Raw genomic sequence first — 22,696 nt, forward strand, 5'->3', positions numbered from 1 at the left:
CTACAAGCCCCCGGAGTGCCACTCCGTTTCATGCATTCGTTTTTGGTTACATGCAGGCTTGAAATGTCGACGACCAGTTACACTCTCGCTTCTAGAAGTTCCCTCCACACTTCCTTACAGAAAGGTTGCGTTTAGATGAACCAATTCGTGAACGGGTTGCCTCCAAAGCAGGGACTCTATGATCCGCAATACGAGAAAGACGCCTGCGGCATGGGCTTCGTCGCCCATATCAAAGGGAACAAGTCCCATGAGATCGTCGAACAGGCGCTGTCGCTTCTTATTAATATGGAGCACCGCGGAGGTCAGGGAAGCGAACCGAACTCCGGGGACGGAGCCGGCATCCTGCTGCAGATTCCGCATGACTTTCTCGCGGAAGAAACCTCGAAGCTAGGGTTCACCCTTCCGGAAGCCGGGAAGTATGCGGTCGGCCTGGTCTTCTTCACGCAGAATGAAGCTCAGCGCGCGAAGCATGAAGAGATGTTCGCCTCCATCGTGGAGGAAGAAGGACTTTCGCTGATCGGCTGGCGCACCGTGCCGACTCGCGACGACATGCTCGGCATCTCCGCGAAGCGCGTGAAGCCGTTCGTTCGCCAAGCTTTCATCTCTCGCTCGGAAGGGCTGCAAGACGACCTGGCATACGAGCGCAAGCTCTACGTCATCCGCAAGAGAGCGGAGAAGGCGATCCGCTATTCCGGCATCGAAGGCGGAGAGTCGTTCTACTTCACCAGCTTGTCGAGCAAGAAGATCATTTACAAAGGGATGCTCACGACCGAGCAGGTCGGCCAGTTCTACCTGGAGCTGCACGATCCGCGCGTCGTAACGGCGATGGCGCTCGTTCACTCGCGCTTCTCGACCAACACGTTCCCGAGCTGGGAGCGCGCGCATCCGTTCCACTATATGATTCACAACGGCGAGATCAACACGCTGCGCGGCAACGAGAACTGGATGCATGCCCGCCAGACGCTGTTCGAAACCGAACTGTTCGGCGCGGACCTGGAGAAGGTAAAGCCGATCATCAACCATGACCTCTCCGACACCGGCAAGTTCGACAACACGTTCGAATTCCTGTATCTGGCCGGCCGTCCGCTCGCTCAAGTCGCCATGATGATGGTTCCTGAGCCTTGGCAGAACGACACCGAGATGGACGACGACAAGAAGGCGTTCTACGAATACCACAGCACGTTGATGGAGCCTTGGGACGGTCCCGCCGCTATGGGCTTCACCGACGGCGTTCAGATCGGCGCGATCCTGGACCGCAACGGCTTGCGTCCGGCGCGTTACTACGTGACGAAGGACGATCTGATCATCATGGCTTCCGAGGCGGGCGTCATCGAGCTTCCTCCGGAGGACATCGTGCTGAAGGATCGCCTGCGCCCGGGCCGCATGCTTCTCGTCGATACCAAGCAAGGCCGCATCGTCTCCGACGAAGAGCTGAAGAAAGCGATCGTTTCCGAGCATCCGTACCGCGAATGGCTGAACGATCATCTGATCGATCTGGAAGAGCTTCCGGAAGCTTCCGAGCTGCCGGTTCTGGATCACGATACGATCCAGCAGCGCCAGCAAGCGTTCGGCTACTCGTTCGAAGACGTTCGCAAGATCATCGAGCCGATGGGCAAGAGCGGCGCCGAGCCGCTTGCATCGATGGGCTACGACGCTCCGCTCGCGGTGCTCTCCGAGCGTCCGCAGCGCTTGTTCAACTACTTCAAGCAGCTGTTCGCGCAAGTAACGAACCCGCCGATCGACGCGATCCGCGAGGAGATCGTCACCTCGACCTATACGTCGATCGGTCCGGAGCGCAACCTGCTGAATCCGGAGCCGGAGAGCTGCCGCCACATCCGCCTGGCATCGCCGATCGTCTCCAACGAAGACTTCGCGAAGCTGCGCCACGTGCATCGTCCGGGCTTCAAGTCGATCACGCTGCCGATCTTCTTCGTCGCCAAGGATGGCGAGAATGGGCTCCGCGAAGCGATTCAGACCCTCTGCGAGGCGGCGGACCGCGTTATCTCGAAGGGACATAACATCCTGATCCTGTCGGACCGCGGCGTCGACGAAGAGAATGCGGCTATTCCTTCGCTGCTTGCCGTCTCGGCGCTGCATCACCACCTGATCCGCCAAGGCACCCGGACGAAGGTCAGCCTTCTGCTGGAATCCGGCGAACCGCGCGAAGTGCATCACTTCGCCCTGCTGCTCGGCTACGGAGTCAGCGCGGTGAACCCGTACCTGGCGTTCGAGACGCTCGACGATCTGATTCGCCAAGGCCTGCTGAACAACGTCTCTCACGAGAAGGCCGTCAAGAACTACCTGAAGGCCGCCAACAAGGGCGTCGTCAAGGTACTGTCGAAGATGGGGATCTCGACGATCCAATCGTATCGCGGCGCGCAGATCTTCGAAGCGATCGGCCTGAAGACGGACGTCATCGACCAGTACTTCACCTGGACGCCTTCGAGAATCGGCGGCATCGGCCTCGACGTGATCGCGGACGAGACGCTTAAGGCTCACTATCGCGCATTCTCCATCCAAGAAGGCGCCGAGCGCGAGCTGGATTCCGGCGGCGATTACCAATGGCGCAAGGACGGGGAAGACCATCTGTTCAATCCGAAGACGATTCATACGCTTCAGATGGCGACCCGCAAGAACGATTACGATCTTTACAAGAAGTATTCGGCGCTCGTTCAAGGCGAATACGAAGAGATTCGCACGCTGCGTTCCCTGTTCGACTTCAAGCTCGATCAGCCTCCGGTGCCGATCGAAGAGGTCGAGCCGGTCGAATCGATCTTCAAGCGCTTCAAGAGCGGCGCGATGTCGTTCGGTTCGATCAGCAAGGAAGCCCACGAATCGCTGGCAATCGCGATGAACCGCATCGGCGGCAAGTCGAACTCCGGCGAGGGCGGAGAAGACCCGGCGCGCTTCGTTCCGGACGCCAACGGCGATTCCCGCCGCAGCGCGATCAAGCAAGTCGCTTCCGGCCGATTCGGCGTCACGAGCCACTACCTGGCGAACGCGGAAGAGATCCAGATCAAGATGGCGCAAGGCGCGAAGCCGGGCGAAGGCGGACAGCTGATGGGCCGCAAGGTGTATCCTTGGGTCGCCGAAGTTCGCGGCACGACGCCGGGCGTCGGCCTCATCTCGCCGCCTCCTCACCACGATATTTATTCGATCGAGGATCTGGCCGAGCTGATTCACGACCTGAAGAACGCGAACCGCCATGCGCGCATCAACGTTAAGCTCGTCTCCGAGGTGGGCGTCGGCACGATCGCGGCAGGCGTCGCGAAGGCGCGCGCGGACGTTATCCTCGTCAGCGGCTACGACGGCGGAACCGGCGCATCTCCGATCGGCTCGATCCGCCATGCGGGCTTGCCGTGGGAGCTCGGCCTCGCCGAGACGCACCAGACGCTTATCCTGAACAACCTGCGCGACCGCGTTGTCGTCGAGACCGACGGCAAGATGATGACCGGACGCGATATCGCGATCGCCGCCTTCCTCGGCGCGGAAGAATACGGCTTCTCGACGGCTCCGCTTGTCGTGCTCGGCTGTATCATGATGCGCGTCTGCCAGCTGGATACTTGCCCGGTCGGCGTCGCTACGCAGAACCCTGAGCTGCGCAAGAAGTTCATGGGCGACCCGGAATACGTCGTCAACTACATGCGCTTCCTGGCGCAAGAGCTTCGCGAGATCATGGCTCAGCTTGGCTTCCGTACCATCGAAGAGATGGTCGGACGCACGGACCGCCTGGACATGAAGAAGGCGATCGGCCACTTCAAGGCGCAAGGCGTCGATCTGACCGATCTGCTCTATATGCCGGAGCTTCCGGAAGGCTCGTTCCGCACGAACCGCAAGACGCAGAACCACCTTCTCGACGAGTCCCTCGACATTCAAGAGCTGCTCGCGGCAGCCGCTCCTGCCCTCGAGAACAAGGCTCGCGTCGAAGGAACGTTCAAGATCAAGAACACGAACCGCGTCGTCGGCACGATCGTCGGCCACGAGGTCACGAAGCGTTACGGCAAGGAAGGCTTGCCGCAGGATACGATCAACTTCAGCTTCGTCGGAACGTCCGGCCTTAGCTTCGGCGCCTTCATCCCGAACGGGATGACGCTGACGCTGGAAGGCGACGCGAACGACTACGTCGGCAAGGGATTGTCCGGGGGCAAGATCATCGTTCATCCTTCGAAGAAGGCAACGTTCAAAGCCGAAGAGAACATCGTTGCGGGCAACACCGCGTTCTACGGAGCGACGAGCGGAGAAGCTTACGTCAACGGCGTCGCGGGCGAACGGTTCGCGGTGCGCAACAGCGGCGCGAACATCGTCGTCGAAGGCGTCGGCGACCATGGCTGCGAATACATGACGGGCGGTCACGTCGTCATCCTCGGCAAGACCGGACGCAACTTCGCGGCGGGCATGTCGGGCGGCGTCGCGTACGTCATCGATTGGGAACGCGACTTCCACAAGCGCTGCAACTTCGAGATGGTCGGGCTGGAGACGCTGGAGGATGAGCAAGAGATTGCACTTGTACGCGGAATGATCGAGAAGCACGTCGGCCATACGGGCAGCCAGCTCGGCAGACAGGTGCTGGATGAGTGGGAGGAGTTCCTGCCTCGCTTCATCAAGGTTATTCCGAAGGACTACAAGCGCATGCTTGAGCAGATTGCCAAGGTTCAGGAACAAGGCCTGAGTGGCGAGAAAGCCATGCTGGCCGCCTTCGAAGCGAACATGCGCGAGCTGGCGAGAGCCGGCGGGAACTAAATCGTAAAATACGCGAACGGCGTTCGGGAGACTATCCCGAACGCCGTTTTTTTGTGTTGTCAACAATGCTGGGAGTCAGGAATCGATAAGAAAGAGGGGGGTATATTGGAATTTGCTGTTTTTTTTAAGAATTGACAATCGCAAACAACAGAGCTACAATGACAAAAAAAGATGATACAAAATGTATCATAATGTTTGGAGGCTACTAGATGAGAAAACAGATTCCGAAAAGGTGGGTGATCGAGGGAAAGCTCTCTATCGTGCTTGATCTCATCCGCTGGACTGCTGCTGCTATCGTCGTGTTGTCTCATATTAAAGGCTTGTATTTTGTCAGCTACTCGGAGATCGATAATCCTTCCTGGTATTTAAAGATTGTCTATGCGATATCGAGCTTAGGGCATCAGGCGGTAATGGTCTTCTTCGTCTTAAGCGGCATGTTGATCTCGGCCAATGTAATGAAGGCAGTTGAGAAGGGGAGCTGGAGTTGGAGAACCTACCTGCTTCATCGTTTAACGCGTTTATACGTCGTGCTCGTTCCCGCTCTGCTTCTCGGCCTTCTGTGGGACTATGCGGGGAATTCCGCTTTCGGGGCAACGGGCATATATGATGGTTTGCCTGAGGATCAGTTTATCCTGAATTACTCAAGCGCAAGTTTGCTGACATCAAAGGAATTCATAGGTAATTTATTTTTTCTGCAAGGGGTATTTGTAAATCACTTCGGCTCGAACGGTCCTTTATGGAGCTTATCCTTTGAATTCTGGTACTATATTCTGTTCCCCTGCATGGTTCTCTCCATCAGTTCCAAAGCAAATAGCCTTAAGATTCTGTACACGCTAGTCGTGATAGCCTTAGCATTCATGTTAGGAGAACATATATTGCTATATTACCTCGTCTGGCTGCTAGGATTCGTGCTTCATTTGCTTCCGTCATCTCTGACAAGAAAAGGGGTTGTCTTTGCCCTACTATGGCCATTACTCGCCATTGCCGCCTTAGGAGGAGCCCGGTTTTTCCCGCTTCCGCTTAATGATTACTTACAGGATCTCCTGCTCGCCCTCGCTTTCTCCGGCTTTTTATATGGCATTAAGCTAGCCTATTACCGGAAGCCACACGTTTCTCCTTGGCTCCGGAGAACCTCTTCCCTCCTCGCCGGCTATTCCTATTCCTTGTATCTTGCCCATTTTCCAGTTCTCGTGTTCCTGCATGCTTTGACTTACGACCGCGAGCCTAGGAAGTGGCAGCCGGACACCCAAACTCTAGCGTACGGAGCCTTCTTGTTTATCGTCATAAGCGTTTATGCATGGATGCTAGCCCAACTGACAGAGAAGCAGACAACGAAGGCCAGACGACTAATCGAGCGTCTGTTCCTTCGCATTCCGTCTTCACGGAAAGAAACCTATTCTTCCTTTAGCAGATCAAAATGATAAGCGAGGTTATTCAATGTTAATTTCCTTCCTTCAAGAACTTTATAAACCACAACCAGAATTAAACATGAACGAAGATGATTTCATTGGCATTCAGGCAGAGATCGACTTATTCGGCATATCGGCTCAGGTGTACATGCTCCTTAAGGAGGAGGGGGAAGCGTATAAGCATCTCCCTATAGCGTTCTGGCAGCACCTCGTGAGCGGGTTCACCAGTACGTTACAATTCAATCTCTATATGAAGGTTCAAGAGGAAGCTATCTTTCGTGCCTTCGAACGCAATCGTATTCATAGTATGCCGCTCAAAGGTATTCAGTTCGCCTCCCGTTATTTCGGTCACTACGGAGCGAGATATACGTCCGATATTGATATTTATGTTCCCGAACCCGAGCTTAAGCGGGCTATCCGCTGCTTAGAGGAGGAGGGGTTCGAGTTCGAGGTTATCAAGGATCACCACGCGCGTCTGCATAAAGGGGATCTTACGGTCGAATTGCACATGACTTTTGATAAGCAATACTGGTCAAGGCTGGACCCAGCTCCGTTCTGGGAGGAATCGGAGCGATTTCAGGAATACCATTATATCCGGCAAATGTCCACGCAGCAGGCATTCTACTTTATCTGCTTGCACGGAGCTAGACACCACATGGATAACATGAGGTTCATACTGGACATTGTTCAGATGCTGTACCGAAGCGGGGCGGAGATCGACTTTGAGGCTCTATTCAGGCAAGCTAAACGGGATTTGACTTCGCGGAGAATCCGGACGGTTCTGACGATTGTTTATAGCCAATTTCCGCATCTTCAGGAGTGGAAGCCGCTTGATATGACATATATCGACTCGGGCTGGAGATACGATACGATTCGCAGTGCGATTCTTGGGAGGAAAGGAGTCCCTTATTACCGGTATAAGCTGCATTTTAAACATTTAATATTCGATTCGTGGAAATACGTCCTGCAATCTATCTCCAAGCCTTATTGATTCCCCAATATGTCCATTAACAATCTATTCCTTCCAGGTAAACGCTTTATTCAGACAGATCTCTATTTATGGCGATTATAGGACGAAAGTTTCAAAAATAGGCATTGACAAGTTACATACTGTATCTTATTATGAAAATGAAAATGATACAATTCGTATCTAATTTTGGCGAATGACTATTCTTTTCAGCCTATATTACGGACATCCGAAGCCAAAAGTCGTTCCTTACGAAGGTGATGTCTACTGTACCTTTATCATCGTAGGCAGCTCGGCCATGCTGTGGGTTATGTGCCTTAGACATTATTGTCAAGGGTGTGGCGTGAGGACGGGTTTAATGCCCGCTATTGATAAATAAGATCATGAGATTTAAGAACGTGGGGGCTGAATGGGATGAGATCAGCACTAATTACGGGAGTTACGGGACAGGACGGTTCCTACTTGGCAAAGTTTTTGTTAGATAAGGGGTATCGCGTATTTGGCCTTATCGCAAGGCGCAGTTCCAGAATGAATTGGAGATTAGAATACTTAGGAATTGAACAACAAATCGAGCTGATTGAAGGCGATCTAACGGATTTATCCTCTCTAATCCGCGCGCTGAGAATCGCAGAGCCGCATGAAGTGTATAATCTGGCGGCCCAGAGCTTTGTCGGAACTTCCTGGGACCAGCCTATCCTAACCGCGAATGTAACGGCGATAGGTGTCGTGAATATGCTAGAAGCGATACGCCTTACTAATAATGCAATACGATTCTACCAAGCTTCGACAAGCGAAATGTACGGCTTGGTACAGCAGCCTATGCAATCGGAATCCACTCCATTCTATCCCCGAAGCCCGTATGGCGTTGCCAAGCTCTACGGTCATTGGATCACTGTCAACTACCGAGAGAGCTTCAACTTATTCTCGTGCAGCGGAATTCTATTCAATCACGAGTCCCCCCTCCGAGGTATCGAATTCGTAACGCGCAAAGTCACCTACGCAGTAGCAAAAATTAAATACGGCCTGCAGAGCAAGCTCTATCTTGGCAACGTTGATGTTCAGAGAGATTGGGGCTTCGCAGGCGATTATGTAGAAGCGATGTGGCTTATGCTGCAGCAGAAGAACCCTGACGATTATGTGGTGGCTACGGGAAGAACGACAACCGTTCGAGAGATGTGCAGACTTGCCTTTGACTACGTTGGCTTAAACTACGAAGACTATTTGGTCATTGATCCAAAGCTATATCGACCGGCTGAAGTCGACGTGCTTCTAGGCAATCCGGAGAAAGCGATGAGACAGCTCGGATGGGAGCCGAGAACGAGCTTGCAAGAATTGATCGAGCTCATGGTCGATTCTGATCTGAAAAGAATAAAAGACGAGAGCCGCGGATCTCTCGTCAACATCTGAGGCTGCGAGGCGATGCGAGTTCTATTGACAGGAGCGGGAGGATTCGTCGGGCGGCATCTTGCCGAATACTTGGCGAAGCAGGGGCATGAGGTCACGGCAGGGTTAAGAAGCTCCAAATCCGGAGATTCATGCTTCATCCGGCATGTAAGGTTGGATATTCGAAGCCCAGAGGCGATACGCCATGCTTTACTCCTTGCTCAGCCGGAAACGGTCATTCACTTGGCGGCTCAGAGCAACGTCGCAGACTCCTGGCGAGACCCCTTGCATACGATGCAGCTCAATGCGATAGCTTCTCTTCATCTACTTGAAGCGATAAGAGAGATTTGCCCCGCTGCGAAGTTGATCTCCATCGGTTCCAGCGAAGAATATGGAGCGACTCCCGATCATGGCGAGCCTATCACGGAGTTGTCTCCTTGCATTCCTCAGAATCCTTACGCCGTCAGCAAGTTCGCAGCGGGTCAGCTGCTGATGCAGACAGCCCGAAGGGACGGATTGAACGTCATTCATGTTCGTCCTTTTAACCATTTCGGTCCAGGGCAGTCACCGGGTTTTGTCGTCGCGGATTTCGCCTCCCAGATCGCGATGATAGAGACAGGACGGATGGACCCGGTCATTCGAGTCGGCAATTTATCCGCCAAGAGAGACTTCACCGATGTTCGGGATGTTGTTCGCGCATACGCCAGCTTATCGGAGAACGAAGTCGAGCCGGGAATCTATAACGTGAGCTCAATGATTCCAAGAGAGATCGTCGGTATCTTACATACCTTGGTCCAATTCTCCCGCGTTCCGATCGAGATCGAGGTCGATACGGGCAAGTTCAGGCCGGTGGACATTCCCGTCTATGTTGGTTCCTCGGACAAGCTGAGGAAAGCAGTAGGCTGGTCTCCTCGATGGAGCTTTGAACAAAGCTTGCTCGAGACGCTTAATTGGTGGAGAGGACAGGTTCAAGATTCGTGAGAACAAGGCGGAGGTAATCGTCGATTCCGATGGGCGTTTCTGACATTGAGCGATCTCAGGAGGTCTCTAATGGAAATTAAACAGTATTTGAAGCTGCTAAAAAAGCGGCTGTGGCTCATCATTTTATGCGTAACGATCTCGATGGCGGTGACGGCTTATTTCAGCTACGAGAACTATCAGCCGGTCTATCAGGCATCGACCAAGTTGATAGTGAATAAGACCGATCAGGATCAGCAAGGATCGGAGACAATGGATTTCGGTGCGATTAACGTCAATATCGGCCTGGTAGAGACATACAAGGAGATTATCACGACCCCCGCCATTATGGACGTTGTGATCGAACGTTATCCCGAATTAAATCTCTCCGAGGAAGAGTTGGCATCTAAACTCCAAATATTCAACTACAACGGAACCCAAGTCATGACACTGCAGATTACGGACAACACCTATGAGAGGGCTGCAGACATCGTTAACGCTGTCGCGCAGGTAGTGAAGACTGAAATTCCTCGAATTATGAAGGTGAACAACGTTGAGTTGTTGAACACGGCGGATCCGAACGAGAACCCGGCCCCTATCAATCAAGATATCAGCCAGAAGATTGTGATCAGCTTCGCGGTCTCGCTTCTTTTTGCGGTGGGGATTACATTCTTGCTTGAATTCCTGGACGACAGCCTCAAAACCAAGAAGGATATCCGCACCGTCATGAACCTGCCTACATTAACGACGATTCCGACAATCAAGCGCAAGGCTACAAAGACGAAGAAGACATCTCATAAACAGGTGGGGGAAACGAAGTATGCCTCGATCCAACAATAGAGTGTACATCGCCCTGCATTCCAATCCGACTTCCGCCTTGGCTGAAGCTTACCGCAATTTAAGGATCAATATCGAATTCAACGCCGGACGCAAAGAGATGAAGACCATCGCTCTTCTCTCGGCCAATCCGGGGGAGGGAAAATCGACCACGGCGCTTAACCTGGCGGCAGCTTACGCCCAGATCGGGACGCGAACGCTGCTGATCGACGCCGATATGCGCAAGCCGTCGATTCATACGGCGTTTGGCATCTCGAATAATCAAGGTTTAACTCACATTCTCGCAATGGATCGCGAGTTCAGCGAAGTCATCCAAGATTCCGGCATTCCGTGTTTATCGGTTCTACCGTCGGGGCCGATCCCGGTCAATGCCTCGGAGCTATTAGCATCCAAGAGATTCGATCAACTGCTGCAAGACCTCAAGAAGGAGTACGATGTCGTGTTGATCGATACTCCGCCCGCGCTCAAGGTGATGGACGCATCGATCGTAGCATCCAAGACGGATGGCGTGGTTATCGTCGTCGAATATCACAAGGTGAAGAGCGACGATGCTAGAAGGCTTGTCGAGGAGATGGCGAGCGTGAACGCGCACGTGCTCGGCGTCGCCTTAAACAAGATAAACAATAGGGATGTGGCCGTGTATCCATAAAGAGAAGGAGTGGGAGATGGATGAAAAAGGTTAGAAAGGCGATTATCCCGGCAGCGGGCTTAGGAACGAGGTTTCTTCCGGCGACGAAGGTCATGCCCAAGGAGATGCTTCCCATCATCGACAAGCCTACTATTCAGTACATCGTGGAAGAGGCCATCGAGTCCGGCATTGAGGACATTCTTATCGTCACAGGCAAAGGCAAGCGCGCGATCGAGGATCACTTCGATCATGCCTTTGAGCTTGAGAATAATCTGGTAGAGAAAGGGAAGCTCAAGCTGCTAGAGGAAGTACGTCGCTCATCAAAGGTTGAGATCCATTACATCCGGCAGAAAGAACCCAAAGGACTTGGGCATGCCGTATGGTGTGCTCGAAAGTTCATCGGGGACGAGCCCTTTGCCGTTCTGCTCGGGGATGATATCGTCCAAGCGGAGGTTCCATGCCTGAAGCAAATGATTAATCAATATGAGTCAACAGGTTCGTCCATCATCGGAGTAAAACCGGTACCGGAAGAGGAGACCCATAGATATGGGATCATCGATCCGGTGAATAGGGAGGGGCGCCTCTATCATGTGCGTAAATTTGTCGAGAAGCCTCCTGAAGGGAAATCGCCTTCCAATCTTGCGATCATCGGTCGGTATATCCTGACTCCGGAAATTTTCTCCTTCTTGGAGCGAGAGGAGATCGGAGCTGGCGGCGAGATTCAATTGACGGACGCGATCGAGAAGCTGAACGAGATTCAGAGTGTATATGGCTATCAATTCAATGGAATCCGATACGATGTCGGCGAGAAGCTAGGCTTTATTCTGACGACCTTGGATTTCGCGTTGCGCAATGAAGAGCTGAGAGCGCCGCTTATGTATGAGATGGAGAAGCTGCTCGAGCTACAAAGGGAGCTTCGTGTAATCGGTTGACGCACGGATCTAGGACTAACGGAACGGATGTGAGCGAAGAGAATCAAGAAAGCCTTAGGCAAGGCGATCTTGATTTCTTTGTCGTTTGGCACCGTCCATGAAACAGAGGGAGATTCCTTATGAGATGGAGAATTCGCAAGACCACGAGCTGGCTTAAGCTTGCGGGGATCGTTACGCTGAGCGCGACGTTGCTGGTTGGCTGCTCTCTGAGAACGCCTGGAGAGAAGCAAACCGATAAGAGTTCGCCGTCAACGACTCTTCCTACGGTGAATGTGGCGAAAGTCGCAAAGCAGAGCATCGGAGATCCGGTTGAGATTCTGTCGGAGGTCCTCCCCTCGGTGGAGATGGAAGTGCAAGCTTCCAAGAGCGGTATCGTAAGCAAGCTATTCAAGAGCCGAGGAGACCTCGTGAATGAAGGAGACACTATCGTTCATATTGATTCGCAAGAGCTTCAGATGCAGCTGGACAATGCCAACATCGAGCTAAGCAAGGCCAAGGCAGAGTTGGCTAGGGTCAACCGTAACCATACGGCCTCCCTCTCGCAATTCAAGCAATCGGTTCAGCTTGCGACGAACAATTACAATCAGGTTCGCAATGCTTATGACGCGGGAACGGCGACCGATGCGGAGCTGGACGCGGCAAGCAAGCAGTTGACTTCCGCCAAGACTTCGCTGGAGGTGCTCAAGCAACAGCAGCTGTCCGAATCGAATGCGATGCAAAGCGGAATCGACTCGGCTGAGCTTCAAGTGACATCGGCGATGCAGGCGCTTAAAGAGATGGACGTTAAGGCACCAATCACCGGAATACTAACCGACCTGAGCTTGGAGCCTGGCGCCGTCGTCCAGTCAGGCGTCGCAATCGGCATCGTTCAGAAGCTGGATGCGGTTAAGCTGTCGGTCTCTCTCCCGCCTGCATACCTTGGATTCGTAAATGGGAAAAAGGAATTGGGCTATTTGCCGCAAGACGGGAGCCAGCCAAAGCCAGCCCCGATTACCTACCTTTCCCCGAATCCGGACGCGAAGACGGGGAATTACGTTCTGGAGCTTACGGCGCCCAACCCGGACAATAATCTTAAACCGGGCAACAAGCTGAAGGTAAGGTTGACGACGGAAGAGGAGCAGATCGTTCTCGCGATTCCTACGAAGAGCATCGTAAAGGATGGAGACCAATCCTATGTTTACGTTCTTTCGGGCGATACGGTCTCGAAGCGTCGGATCGAGCCGGGAAGAGTGAATGAACCGATTCAAGAGGTGCTATCCGGCATCGAAGTGGGGGAATCGATCGTCATCTCCGGAGTAAGCCAACTGCACGACAACGAGAAGGTTCAGCTGCCTTCCGCCAAGCCTTTTTAGAACAAATACGAAGGGGTAAAAGACATGAGAGCATTCTGGACAAAGCTACTTGCCGTATTCGCTTTAGTCGCCTTGCTTGTTACGACCGTATCTCCACCAGCCTCGAAGGTGAGTGCGGCGAATTCGGCGGCCGCGCTTCCCTCATACAAGCTGAACAGCCTAATCTCCGTGGAGGTCAAGAGCGTGTTGAACGAAAGAGTTGCCGCGGGAACTCGAATCGGGGTCGTTGTCCGATTGACGAACCAGTCTACTAAGGTTACTAGGGTACCGAGTTATGAGCTCAGGGTTAGGACCTCGGATGGGATCGAGTACACGCTTAAGCCTAGTTCAACGAATGCAGGGTCCATCCAACCGAAGGAGAAGGTCGTGTTAAGCTACATGATCATCGTCTCTCGCGAAGAAGCCTTCTCGCTTGCGAAACTTGTCTGGGTAGAAGTTAACAATAACGTCTACCCGAAGGTAGAGGCGGCGCGGCTTACGCTTTCTATCGCGGGCTTGGAATGGAGGGGAAGCAACTCCTCGTTCAGCAATCCGAATTCGGTGAAGGAATGGGGGCAATCCTTTACGTTGTCGACCCTATCGCCAACCCTTAGATTTACTCCAATCAGCGCGGTGAAGCAGAATACGCTGAAAGGGCCGGCGGTATTGGTTGTTTTTCAAGTAGAGAACACGGCGTTTCGCAAGACCTTCCTTCCGGAACTACTGATCGAAGGCAAGGCGTCGAATAAATCATTCGCCGGTCAATGGGTAGGTACGGGGGACAAAGCGATCGAACCCGGAGAGAAGCAGAGACTGTACTTCACGATTATAACGGATAGTTTCTCGAGCCTGAACAGCGTGAATCTGCTTACGACGGAATCCTTCTCCAGTCTGCAGGGAACCACGAATTCAGCTATTGCCTACAACGTAGGGCTCTTAAACGTGAAGCTTCCAAACAGCTTGAACGCCAATATGGCGGCAACCCCTTATACGCTAGACAACCCGATCTCGTTCAATCAACTGAACCAGATGATCACCCCGGATTTATCGGTATCGCTCGTCGAATTAAATCGCTTCAAGAGCGTCAATGGAGGCTTCGACACGATCGTGGCCAAGTTCAAATTGATGAATAAGAGCTTAACCCCGGTACTTCTGCCGCCATTCGGTACTCAGTTAAAGAGCGAGGACGGCAGTCAATATGAGGGAGTTTCTAAATCGACCTCGGACAAGCTCCTCCCTCCGAATTTAGGCTACGTCGTCAGTTACGCATTCACCGTGCCCCAGGAAGGGAGCGACAAGGAATGGATGCTTACCCTCTTCGACAATCAGACGGCTGCTCCATTGCAAATTCCGATCGCGGCACTTCAGGTGAAGACGACCGAAGCGGATCCGAACACGACATCCAAGCTCGCCTATCCGTACTCGTTAAGCTTCTCCAAGTGGAAGGTTGCAATGACGCCGGATCCCGTACTCGAGGTGAACTCGGAAATCTCTCACCTGGACAACGTGATCGTCGATTCGGAATTCAGCAGGCTCAAGTTCGAGTTGTTGGACGGAGACAATAACGTGGTTGCGGCTGAGTATCTTCCTTATTCGAGTACGATCCCTCTGAAGACGGGAACCCTGTCTCTTATGCTTCCTAGCTTAAAGAGCTCTGTTTATATTCAGCACGTACGAATTCTCGAAGCGATCGACACGGCGTATGGGGAAGCTACTCGTCTTCTTGTCGAGTTATGACCTTGAAGAGGAGACAGACGATCGTTCTTGTCGCGAACGACGTCGGAGGCAAGGGCGGGATGGAATCGCATCTCGAGGAAGTGATTACGAGGCTTAAGAGGGATTACAACGTGGTCGTGGTGGCAACCACAATGAATCTTCGAGATCCCGAGGGCGTCCGATTCGTCCGGGTGCCCGTCATTTCTCGGCCTGTCCCGATCATGCTCATCCTGTTCGCGATCGTCGCTTCTTTCCGCCTGTTGTTCATTAAACGGGATTTGCTGCATACGACAGGGGCTATTGTCTTCAATCGTGCGGACTTCTCGACCGTTCACTTCTGTATCGCGGGTTACCGGCAAGCGCTTGGAGGCAGAGAAGCAACGCAAGGAAGGCCTTGGCCGTATCGTCTCAATCAGAAGCTTACGACGGGGATCGCGCTTGCTATGGAGAAGCTTATCTACCGCCCCAGCCGGACAAAACGTCTTATCGCGGTCTCGAACCGGGTCAAATCGGAGATCATCAGCTTCTTCCCGTATGACTCCTCGATGGTAGAAGTCATTCCTAATGGCGTCGATGTCCAGACATTTCGGCCATATGACGAGCTTCGGAAGCGGGAGACGAGAATGCGTCTCGGACTTCCGGAGAAGGCCCTCCTTCTGCTCTTCATGGGCGGGGATTGGCAACGGAAAGGGCTCGATTACGTCATTGCGGCGTTCAATCAAGTGGCGGAGCAATTCCCGACTCTCGAGCTGCTCATCGTTGGTAGCGGAGACAGCGAAAGCAATAGGAAGCAGGTCGCAGCTGCCTATCGGCATCGAGTTCGCTTTGTAGGCAAGCAGTTGAATCCGGAGGAATGGCTTGGCTCGAGCGATCTCTTTATATGTCCGACTCTATACGAGACGTTCTCGCTAGCCGTGCATGAGGCTGCTGCAGCAGGGTTGACGATTATGGCGACGATGGTAGGCGGAGTGGAGGATTTGATCGACCACAAGGTGGACGGTTATTTCATCGAACGGGATGCGGACCAGATCGCAGATTCGCTTCGCGAGCTTCTCTTGCTTGAAGGCCGAAGTGAACTCGGTATAAAGGCTCATAACAAGGTGCAAGCACTGACATGGGATCATACTTATCGGTTGTTCTCCGAGCTGTACGATCGGGAGCTTGTCCCATAGCTATCCCTGATTATTGAATGATAGGTGATGCCATGTCCGAAATCTCCGTTATTATTCCGACGTACCGGAGGACGAGCGATCTTCGCAGATGCTTGCTTGCCCTGATGAATCAGATCCGTGGTCCGGACGAAATTCTCATCGTCGTTCGCGATACGGACGATGAGACTCGCCTGTTCCTTGAGCAAGAAGCGGCCCTTTGCGAACCGCTCCGAATCATAACGGTAATGGAACCGGGCCAAGTTGCGGCATTGAATGCCGGCCTCCGGTTCGCAAGAGGCGAGATCGTCTCTATCACGGATGACGATGCGGCTCCTAGGAATGATTGGTTGCTGCGGATCGAGAATCACTTCGCGCGTGATCCCTTGCTCGGAGGAATCGGCGGCCGCGACTGGATCCCGGGGGAGAGTTATTGTAACGACGGCCGAGTGTACACCGTCGGCAAGGTTCAATGGTTCGGGAGAGTCGTGGGCAATCATCATCTGGGAGAAGGCGAACCCCGAACCGTCGATTTTCTCAAGGGAGCCAATATGAGCTACCGAAGAGGTGCGATCGAGAATATATGGTTCCATTCGAGGTTGAGGGGGGCGGGCGCCCAAGTCAATAACGACATGGAATTCAGCATGGCGGTGAAGCGGGCCGGCTGGAAGCTGCTCTATGATCCGGCGGTGGCAATCGATCATTATCCGGCGTCGAGATTCGATGAGGATCAACGCAACACCTTCAACAAGAACGCGATGCATAACCGGGTTCATAACGAGACGTTTGTTCTTCTTTCCAACTTCGATAAGTTTCGGCGGATCGTATTCATGATTTGGATGCTGGCGATCGGAACGATATCATCGCCGGGGCTGCTTCAATGGATGAGGTTGCTCTTTATTGAGCCGAAGCTGGCGAATTGGAAGTGGATGGCCGCTCTAAGCGGAACTATGGACGGGTATCGTACTTGGAGAGCGTACGCAGAAGAACAACCGGTCAAGAAGAGAGGGGTAATCTCGTGAGAATTGCTTGGATCGGGCCGATGCCGAATGACGGAGGCGGGGCTACGGGAGTTGGACGTTCCATTCTGCTGGAGTTATCGAGAAAAGGAATTGAAGTAGATTGCTATTTCTCGGGCGACAGGAGAAACATACCGGAAGTTCTCCTTAAAGAGAAGAATCTGAATTATTTCTGCGAGGCGACCTCGTGGAGCTGGAACCGTTGGTACAGCCGCAACAACTATATGGCGTTCGTAACGGGACAATACGCGAACCTGCGCTGCGAGATGAAGCTCGCCAAGATCATGGCGGAGCAGCATCGGATCAAGCCATACGACCTTGTGTTCCAATTCTCGCATATCGAGCTGCATGCGCTCAAGAAATACAAGAAGCAGCTTCCACCTATTGTTCTCTACCCGACCGTTCATCATGCTGCCGAGCTCAGATGGCATCGGCGGGAGAAGCATTTGGCGAAGGGTTCGGAGAGCTGGGCGACCCGGATGCTGGTCCGGCTCATGCTGAACGTTCGAGCCAGCACGCAGAAGCGTCACGTGAAGTCAGTCGATTATATCGTCAGCTTAAGCCGCAACTTCGCGAAGGAACTGTGCGAGGATTACAAGTTGAGCCCGGATAAGGTCAATTTTTTTGTCCCCAACCCTATCGATGTGGATAAGTTCAGGCCGATGCCGGAGCTTCGGCAGAACCGCACGGACAATCGGGTTACCTTTCTATTTGTCTCCCGGATCTCGGTGCGCAAGGGTACCGAGATGATGGTAGAACTGTCTCGCCGTCTCTCCGACCTGGCGGGCCAAGCGAAAATCATCCTGGTTGGCAATCACTCCTTGTGGTCCGATTACCGGGGGCTGCTGAAGGGATTGAATCCGGAGGTCGCCACTTATATCAGCGAGATCTCGGGCAAGCAGCTGCAAGGCCTGTACCATGAAGTGGATTCGCTTGTCATTCCCAGCCATTACGAGCCTTTCGGCTTGGTGGTCGGAGAGGCGTTAGCCAGCGGTTTGCCTGTCGTTGCCAGCGACAAGATCGGCGCCGCCGAGGAAGTGAAAGAGCGGGTCTGCCGCATTTTCGCCGCCGGCGACATGGACGCGCTGGAGGCAGCCGTGCGCAAGCTTTACGAAGAGATTCGATCCGGACGCGGCAGCGAGCTGTCCGAGGTGGCCCGACATGAAGCGGTTCGATTGTTCTCGCGAGAGAAGGTCGGAGACGACATGGCGGAAATCTTCGAACGTCTGGTGCATAAAAAGCAAAGCGTTTCGGCTGGCAGAGGTGCGGTGTATGGGGTCTCGAACTAGGCCGGGCGGAGGAGCGTCCACTCTCTTTCGCCATACGCTGCAGACCTTCATGAGCATGTCCGGATTCATGTTCATCAACGTCTTCTCCGCTATCCTTCTGTCCAGAGGCTTATCGCCGGACGACCGCGGAATGTACCTTGGCATTACGATGTGGAACGGACTGATTCTGGGCTTCTGCGATGTCGGCATCTACATCACGACCGTCTATCTATGGAGCCGAAGCCGGGACAAGGACCGCAAGGACGTGTTCGCGACGCTGCTGGTCTGGGCAATCGGAACCGGTGCGGTCTGCGTGGGGGTGGTGGCGATCTTCGCCGACTGGATGCTGAAGCGTCATCTCAGCGCGGACGAGAAGCTGATGGCTTACCTGTACTTCGCTTCCTCCATCACGGGTCCGCTCTCCAGCCTCTTCTCGGGGATTCTCGCGGCGGAGCAGCGCTTCTCCACGATTAACCTTCTGAGGGTTGGCGTTCCTGCGGTGCTGACGGCCTGTTGGCTTGTCTACTTCACGGCGGACTCTCTCTCCATCGCCATGTGTCTCGCGACGAACAGCGCCATCTCCTTCCTCGGCCTGCTGCCCTATCTTTATCAACTGAGATCTAACCTAAGGTCGGGCGGAAGCTTCCGATGGAGGATCTTCAAGCAAGGCTTCTGGTATGGACTCAGGGGCCACGGCAGCAGCGTCGTGAACGTCGTCGGCAACAGCAGCTCCCAACTTTTGATCTTCGCTCTCACGCCGGCAGCGCTCGCCTATTACCAGACAGCGAGCAGCGCGCTTGGAATCCTTTGGGCACTGCCGGCGGCTATCGGAGTGACGAGCTTTCCGGATCTGGTGAAGGAGAACCCTAAGATGCTGCATGAGAGAACGAGCCGCTTCATTCGGCTTACGGCGCTAAGTACCTTCTTAGGAGGCATTCTGCTCGGTTTAGCCGAGCCCGTGCTCATTCCGTTATTGTTCGGCAAAGCTTATCTAGCCTCCGTTCTGCCGGGAATCATTCTGCTTCCGAGCGTTCTCTTTAGCGGATTGTCGAGCATTCTGGGCGGTGCGCTAAACAGCACGGGACGAACTTTGCATAATACGGTCGCCGACGCCGCGAATGTGGGAGCAACCCTGCTAAGCATGGTTCTCGTGCTAAGCGCATGGAGCATCAGCGGAGCGGCCTTCTCCGTCCTCATGGGCGCGGTAATGAGCTTTGCCGTTCGGTTCATTTGGTATGGAAGATGCATTAGGAGACTGAAGCCGATCGATTTCGTGCCGAATCTCGACGACCTGCGGGAGCTCGCCAGATCGACGATGGTCATACTGCGGAAGCTTAAGCCATTGAGGAAAAGCGATCTGTCCGCCAAGGGAGGAATCCTGCCATGAGAGTTTCGGTTTGCATCTGTACGAGGAATCGGCCACAAGAGTTGAAGCAAGCCCTTCTTTCTTTGAAGGAATCCAGCTACCCGATTCATGAAGTCATCGTATCGGATGACAGCACGGACTCCCTTACAGGCAAGCTGATCCGCCGTGAATTTTCGGAGGTGCGTTATTTACGCGGGCCTAAGCAAGGACTAGCTGCGAACCGGAATCATTGCCTCTCCGAGGTAACCGGTTCTCACGTTCTCTTTATGGATGACGACGTCGTGCTCTCAAAAACTTTCTTATGGGACATTCTCAAGGCGAGACAACAGGCGGGACGAACGGAGAAACCGGTAATCGTCACCGGACTGGAGAATAACAGAGGTAAGCTCGTCCATCCGAACGAGCAATCGTTCTTAGGCTTTCAGAGCCGGGCATATCGACAAGGAGAACCGCTAAGGACCATTGTCATCAATAGCACGGTGTTTCCGATCCAATTGTTCGGCGATCTGAAGTTCGACGAGAAGTTGATCTACGGGTATGAAGAGGTGGATATCGCGACTAGAGCGGCGAGTTGGGGATACCCCATTCTCCTAGCCCCCGGAGCGGTTAACGATCATTATCCGTCGATCGTTAACCGAGATTACTACGAACCATATGTCGAAGCCTCCAGGCTATACGCGACCTTCAAGAGATATCGGTTCACGGAGCGCAGAAGGATGAAGGCGATCTCCTTCTTAGCCGCGGCCTCGCTCCATGTCCTGCTTCATGGAATCAAGGAGAAGAAGCTTGAGCAGGCATGGCGCACGATCAACCATTCTTACTCGATGATCTCGAGATCGCAGAGCTAGTCGCTATCTTATCCAGTCATGGAGATGAAGAACTTTGGAACGTTACCCGAGCCTAGCGGCTGAAACAAAGATTGAAATAGTAGGCTTCGCCACTCAAGGGAGCGGCGGAGACGACGAGAATCGGCTAAAAGAGCTGCTCTCCGGCGTTGCCGCACAAATCTACCCCTTCGATCGGGGAAGAAAGCTGCGCAACATCTGGCGAATCGCCCGGTTGATGCGGAGGGAACGTCCGAGTGCTGTCGTTATGGAAGGGACGGGGATTGCCGGAGGGCTCGGCCTTCTGCTCGGTAACCTGTTATCCCAAGTGCCTTACATCGTGAGCAGCGGGGATGCCGTCGGGCCGTTTATCTCCAGCCATTATCGGTTCCTGGGGGTGCTGTTCCAGTTCTACGAGAAGCTGCTTTATCGAAGAGCAATCGGGTTTATCGGCTGGTCCCCTTATTTAACGGGACGAGCGTTGACTTATGGTACACGATTCGGCATGACGGCCGCCGGCTGGTCCCCTTACCCATTGAACGAACACGAGCGGCGGCAAGCAAGGCAGCGAATGAGGGAGCACCTTGGAATTCCGAAGGAGCAGATTGTCGTAGGCATTGTCGGCTCCTTGAATTGGAACAGCAAGGCTGGGTACTGTTACGGTTATGAATTAGTGATGGCGCTCCGCGAGCTTGAGCGCAAGGACATTACGGCGCTTATCGTCGGGGATGGAAGCGGCAAAGATAGACTTGCGAAGCTGGCCGAGGGCCATGACAACATCATGCTTGTCGGACGGGTACCGAGAGAGGAAGTATCGGCTTATTTATCGGCTATGGATCTGGCTAGTTTGCCGCAGAGCGTCGATCAAGTGGGGAGCTTCCGGTATACGACGAAAATCAGCGAATACATGGCAATGGGGTTGCCGATCGTGACGGGTAAGCTCCCGATGGCCTACGATCTTGGAGACGGGATGATTAGGCTGGATGGGCTTAAGCCGTGGGAGCGGCGTTACATCGAATCCATGCGTGGGCTGCTGCGGCGTTTGGAGCCGGAAGATCTTATTCGGTGGCAAGACGAAGTGCCCCGGGAGCTGCCTGCATTCAATAGAGGCAGGCAAGTCCAGATGACCTCGGAATTTATTCACGACATTCTGTCCGAGCAAAGACGAAGCGAGAGAGAAAGGGGGAGTGCCTATGCTTCAGAACCTTCCATCGGAGGGTAGGCAATCGCAAGACTCGATTCCCTTGGTCAGCGTCATTATTCCGACCTATAACGTCGAGCCATACATCGGACAAGCGATCGCTAGCGTTCTGGAGCAGACGATACAGAGCTTCGAGATTATCGTCGTGGACGATGGATCCACGGACGACACAGTCAAGATCGTCTGCGGGATTGACGACCCAAGAGTCCGGCTCTTCCGGAACGCCCAGAATCAAGGCGTAGCCCAAGCGAGGAACATCGCTATCCGGCAAAGCAAAGGGACTTGGATTGCCATTCTAGACTCCGACGACTGGTGGGCTCCTAATCGTCTTGAACGTCTTCTGGCGGCAGCCCAGCGTTATGACGCGGCGGTTATATGCGACGATTTGCAGCTCGTGAACGATGGAGAACGGCAGCCGTTCGCTACGTTCCTGACTTCACGAGTGAAGGTGTTCGGAGCCATAACGAAGGCGACAATCGTAACTCCGGAGGCGATGATCAAGAACGACTTCGGTTACCTTAAGCCGATTGTCAGAAGAGACGTGTTCTCAGGCGAAGCGCTTCTGTACGACCGGAATGCGAGAATCTCCGAAGATTTCAAGTGGTTGGTCGAGTGCCTCTGCGTTGGCCATCGGCTTGTCCTTTTGCCGGAGCCTTATTATTACTATCGCAGAAGAAGCGACTCTTTAAGCTCGCCCGACAACCTGGAGAAGGAGATCAGGGGAATCGGGGATCATATTCGGCTTTGCGAAGAGCTTATGACCAGATACGGGGACCGGCGACCTATCAAACAGGCGCTTAAGCTTCATATCTACGCCAAGAAGATAGACTTGGTTGAGCGAGTGGTCAAACGGAACTGGGGCAGCCAACGGTACATGAAGGCTATTTTTGTCATCGCCATTAAGCCAGGGGTGCTTCGCCCCCTGTTGCGGAATGTAAAGAACAGGCTATTCGCCTGATCCCTAACCAGC

Annotated in this window: 17 protein-coding genes; all 17 read left to right on the forward strand. The window is 53.6% G+C overall.

Annotated features, from left to right (window positions below; genetic code table 11):
- The first annotated feature begins 135 nt into the window (after positions 1-135).
- Positions 136-4,740 carry a glutamate synthase large subunit gene (gene gltB, locus ELR57_RS20290; RefSeq protein WP_126960919.1) on the forward strand — a complete coding sequence of 1,535 codons (4,605 nt, stop codon included), beginning with the start codon at positions 136-138 and terminating at the stop codon, positions 4,738-4,740.
- Between the two features lie 209 nt (positions 4,741-4,949).
- Positions 4,950-6,161 carry an acyltransferase family protein gene (locus ELR57_RS20295; protein ID WP_126960920.1) on the forward strand — a complete coding sequence of 404 codons (1,212 nt, stop codon included), beginning with the start codon at positions 4,950-4,952 and terminating at the stop codon, positions 6,159-6,161.
- 16 nt (positions 6,162-6,177) lie between these two features.
- The gene (locus tag ELR57_RS20300) at positions 6,178-7,140 is read left to right on the forward strand and encodes a nucleotidyltransferase family protein (protein WP_126960921.1); all 963 of its coding nucleotides are present in this window, start codon (positions 6,178-6,180) and stop codon (positions 7,138-7,140) included.
- Between the two features lie 390 nt (positions 7,141-7,530).
- Positions 7,531-8,523 (forward strand): GDP-mannose 4,6-dehydratase, encoded by a 993-nt coding sequence (gene gmd / locus ELR57_RS20305; protein ID WP_126960922.1) that lies wholly within the window; start codon positions 7,531-7,533, stop codon positions 8,521-8,523.
- A 12-nt stretch (positions 8,524-8,535) separates the two neighbouring features.
- Entirely contained in the window at positions 8,536-9,480 is a 945-nt protein-coding gene (locus ELR57_RS20310; protein WP_126960923.1) for a GDP-mannose 4,6-dehydratase, read from the forward strand.
- Between the two features lie 69 nt (positions 9,481-9,549).
- On the forward strand, positions 9,550-10,296 hold the full coding sequence (locus tag ELR57_RS20315; protein WP_126960924.1) for a YveK family protein: 747 nt from the start codon (positions 9,550-9,552) through the stop codon (positions 10,294-10,296).
- Positions 10,277-10,942, forward strand: a complete 666-nt coding sequence (locus ELR57_RS20320; RefSeq protein ID WP_126960925.1) for a CpsD/CapB family tyrosine-protein kinase — start codon at positions 10,277-10,279, stop codon at positions 10,940-10,942. The genes ELR57_RS20315 and ELR57_RS20320 overlap by 20 nt, the downstream gene beginning before the upstream one ends.
- A 20-nt stretch (positions 10,943-10,962) precedes the next feature.
- On the forward strand, positions 10,963-11,853 hold the full coding sequence (galU, locus tag ELR57_RS20325) for a UTP--glucose-1-phosphate uridylyltransferase GalU (RefSeq protein ID WP_126960926.1): 891 nt from the start codon (positions 10,963-10,965) through the stop codon (positions 11,851-11,853).
- A gap of 119 nt (positions 11,854-11,972) precedes the next feature.
- Positions 11,973-13,205 (forward strand): efflux RND transporter periplasmic adaptor subunit, encoded by a 1,233-nt coding sequence (locus tag ELR57_RS20330; RefSeq protein ID WP_126960927.1) that lies wholly within the window; start codon positions 11,973-11,975, stop codon positions 13,203-13,205.
- 24 nt (positions 13,206-13,229) lie between these two features.
- On the forward strand, positions 13,230-14,921 hold the full coding sequence (locus ELR57_RS20335) for a hypothetical protein (RefSeq protein WP_126960928.1): 1,692 nt from the start codon (positions 13,230-13,232) through the stop codon (positions 14,919-14,921).
- 2 nt (positions 14,922-14,923) lie between these two features.
- Positions 14,924-16,072: a glycosyltransferase family 4 protein gene (locus tag ELR57_RS20340; RefSeq protein WP_158630095.1), complete on the forward strand. Its 1,149-nt coding sequence runs from the start codon at positions 14,924-14,926 to the stop codon at positions 16,070-16,072.
- A gap of 32 nt (positions 16,073-16,104) precedes the next feature.
- The gene (locus tag ELR57_RS20345) at positions 16,105-17,070 is read left to right on the forward strand and encodes a glycosyltransferase family 2 protein (protein ID WP_126960930.1); all 966 of its coding nucleotides are present in this window, start codon (positions 16,105-16,107) and stop codon (positions 17,068-17,070) included.
- The gene (locus tag ELR57_RS20350; RefSeq protein WP_126960931.1) at positions 17,067-18,356 is read left to right on the forward strand and encodes a glycosyltransferase family 4 protein; all 1,290 of its coding nucleotides are present in this window, start codon (positions 17,067-17,069) and stop codon (positions 18,354-18,356) included. The genes ELR57_RS20345 and ELR57_RS20350 overlap by 4 nt, the downstream gene beginning before the upstream one ends.
- Complete coding sequence (locus tag ELR57_RS20355; RefSeq protein ID WP_158630096.1) at positions 18,340-19,722, forward strand: lipopolysaccharide biosynthesis protein; 1,383 nt, start codon at positions 18,340-18,342, stop codon at positions 19,720-19,722. The genes ELR57_RS20350 and ELR57_RS20355 overlap by 17 nt, the downstream gene beginning before the upstream one ends.
- Positions 19,719-20,549, forward strand: coding sequence for a glycosyltransferase family 2 protein (locus ELR57_RS20360; protein ID WP_126960933.1), 831 nt, complete (start codon positions 19,719-19,721; stop codon positions 20,547-20,549). Before ELR57_RS20355 ends, ELR57_RS20360 begins: the two co-directional genes overlap by 4 nt.
- Positions 20,550-20,583: 34 nt before the next feature.
- The gene (locus ELR57_RS20365) at positions 20,584-21,747 is read left to right on the forward strand and encodes a glycosyltransferase (RefSeq protein ID WP_126960934.1); all 1,164 of its coding nucleotides are present in this window, start codon (positions 20,584-20,586) and stop codon (positions 21,745-21,747) included.
- Positions 21,719-22,684, forward strand: coding sequence for a glycosyltransferase family 2 protein (locus tag ELR57_RS20370; RefSeq protein WP_126960935.1), 966 nt, complete (start codon positions 21,719-21,721; stop codon positions 22,682-22,684). The genes ELR57_RS20365 and ELR57_RS20370 overlap by 29 nt, the downstream gene beginning before the upstream one ends.
- The last annotated feature ends 12 nt before the right edge of the window (positions 22,685-22,696 follow it).

This window comes from Cohnella sp. AR92 (assembly GCF_003990975.1).
Lineage (GTDB): Bacteria > Bacillota > Bacilli > Paenibacillales > Paenibacillaceae > Cohnella.

Coding starts and splice junctions, on each gene's coding strand:
- gltB (WP_126960919.1), top strand. CDS start 136: ATGAACCAATTCGTGAACGGGTTGCCTCCAAAGCAGGGACTCTATGAT.
- ELR57_RS20295 (WP_126960920.1), top strand. CDS start 4,950: ATGAGAAAACAGATTCCGAAAAGGTGGGTGATCGAGGGAAAGCTCTCT.
- ELR57_RS20300 (WP_126960921.1), top strand. CDS start 6,178: ATGTTAATTTCCTTCCTTCAAGAACTTTATAAACCACAACCAGAATTA.
- gmd (WP_126960922.1), top strand. CDS start 7,531: ATGAGATCAGCACTAATTACGGGAGTTACGGGACAGGACGGTTCCTAC.
- ELR57_RS20310 (WP_126960923.1), top strand. CDS start 8,536: ATGCGAGTTCTATTGACAGGAGCGGGAGGATTCGTCGGGCGGCATCTT.
- ELR57_RS20315 (WP_126960924.1), top strand. CDS start 9,550: ATGGAAATTAAACAGTATTTGAAGCTGCTAAAAAAGCGGCTGTGGCTC.
- ELR57_RS20320 (WP_126960925.1), top strand. CDS start 10,277: ATGCCTCGATCCAACAATAGAGTGTACATCGCCCTGCATTCCAATCCG.
- galU (WP_126960926.1), top strand. CDS start 10,963: ATGAAAAAGGTTAGAAAGGCGATTATCCCGGCAGCGGGCTTAGGAACG.
- ELR57_RS20330 (WP_126960927.1), top strand. CDS start 11,973: ATGAGATGGAGAATTCGCAAGACCACGAGCTGGCTTAAGCTTGCGGGG.
- ELR57_RS20335 (WP_126960928.1), top strand. CDS start 13,230: ATGAGAGCATTCTGGACAAAGCTACTTGCCGTATTCGCTTTAGTCGCC.
- ELR57_RS20345 (WP_126960930.1), top strand. CDS start 16,105: ATGTCCGAAATCTCCGTTATTATTCCGACGTACCGGAGGACGAGCGAT.
- ELR57_RS20355 (WP_158630096.1), top strand. CDS start 18,340: ATGGGGTCTCGAACTAGGCCGGGCGGAGGAGCGTCCACTCTCTTTCGC.
- ELR57_RS20360 (WP_126960933.1), top strand. CDS start 19,719: ATGAGAGTTTCGGTTTGCATCTGTACGAGGAATCGGCCACAAGAGTTG.
- ELR57_RS20370 (WP_126960935.1), top strand. CDS start 21,719: ATGCTTCAGAACCTTCCATCGGAGGGTAGGCAATCGCAAGACTCGATT.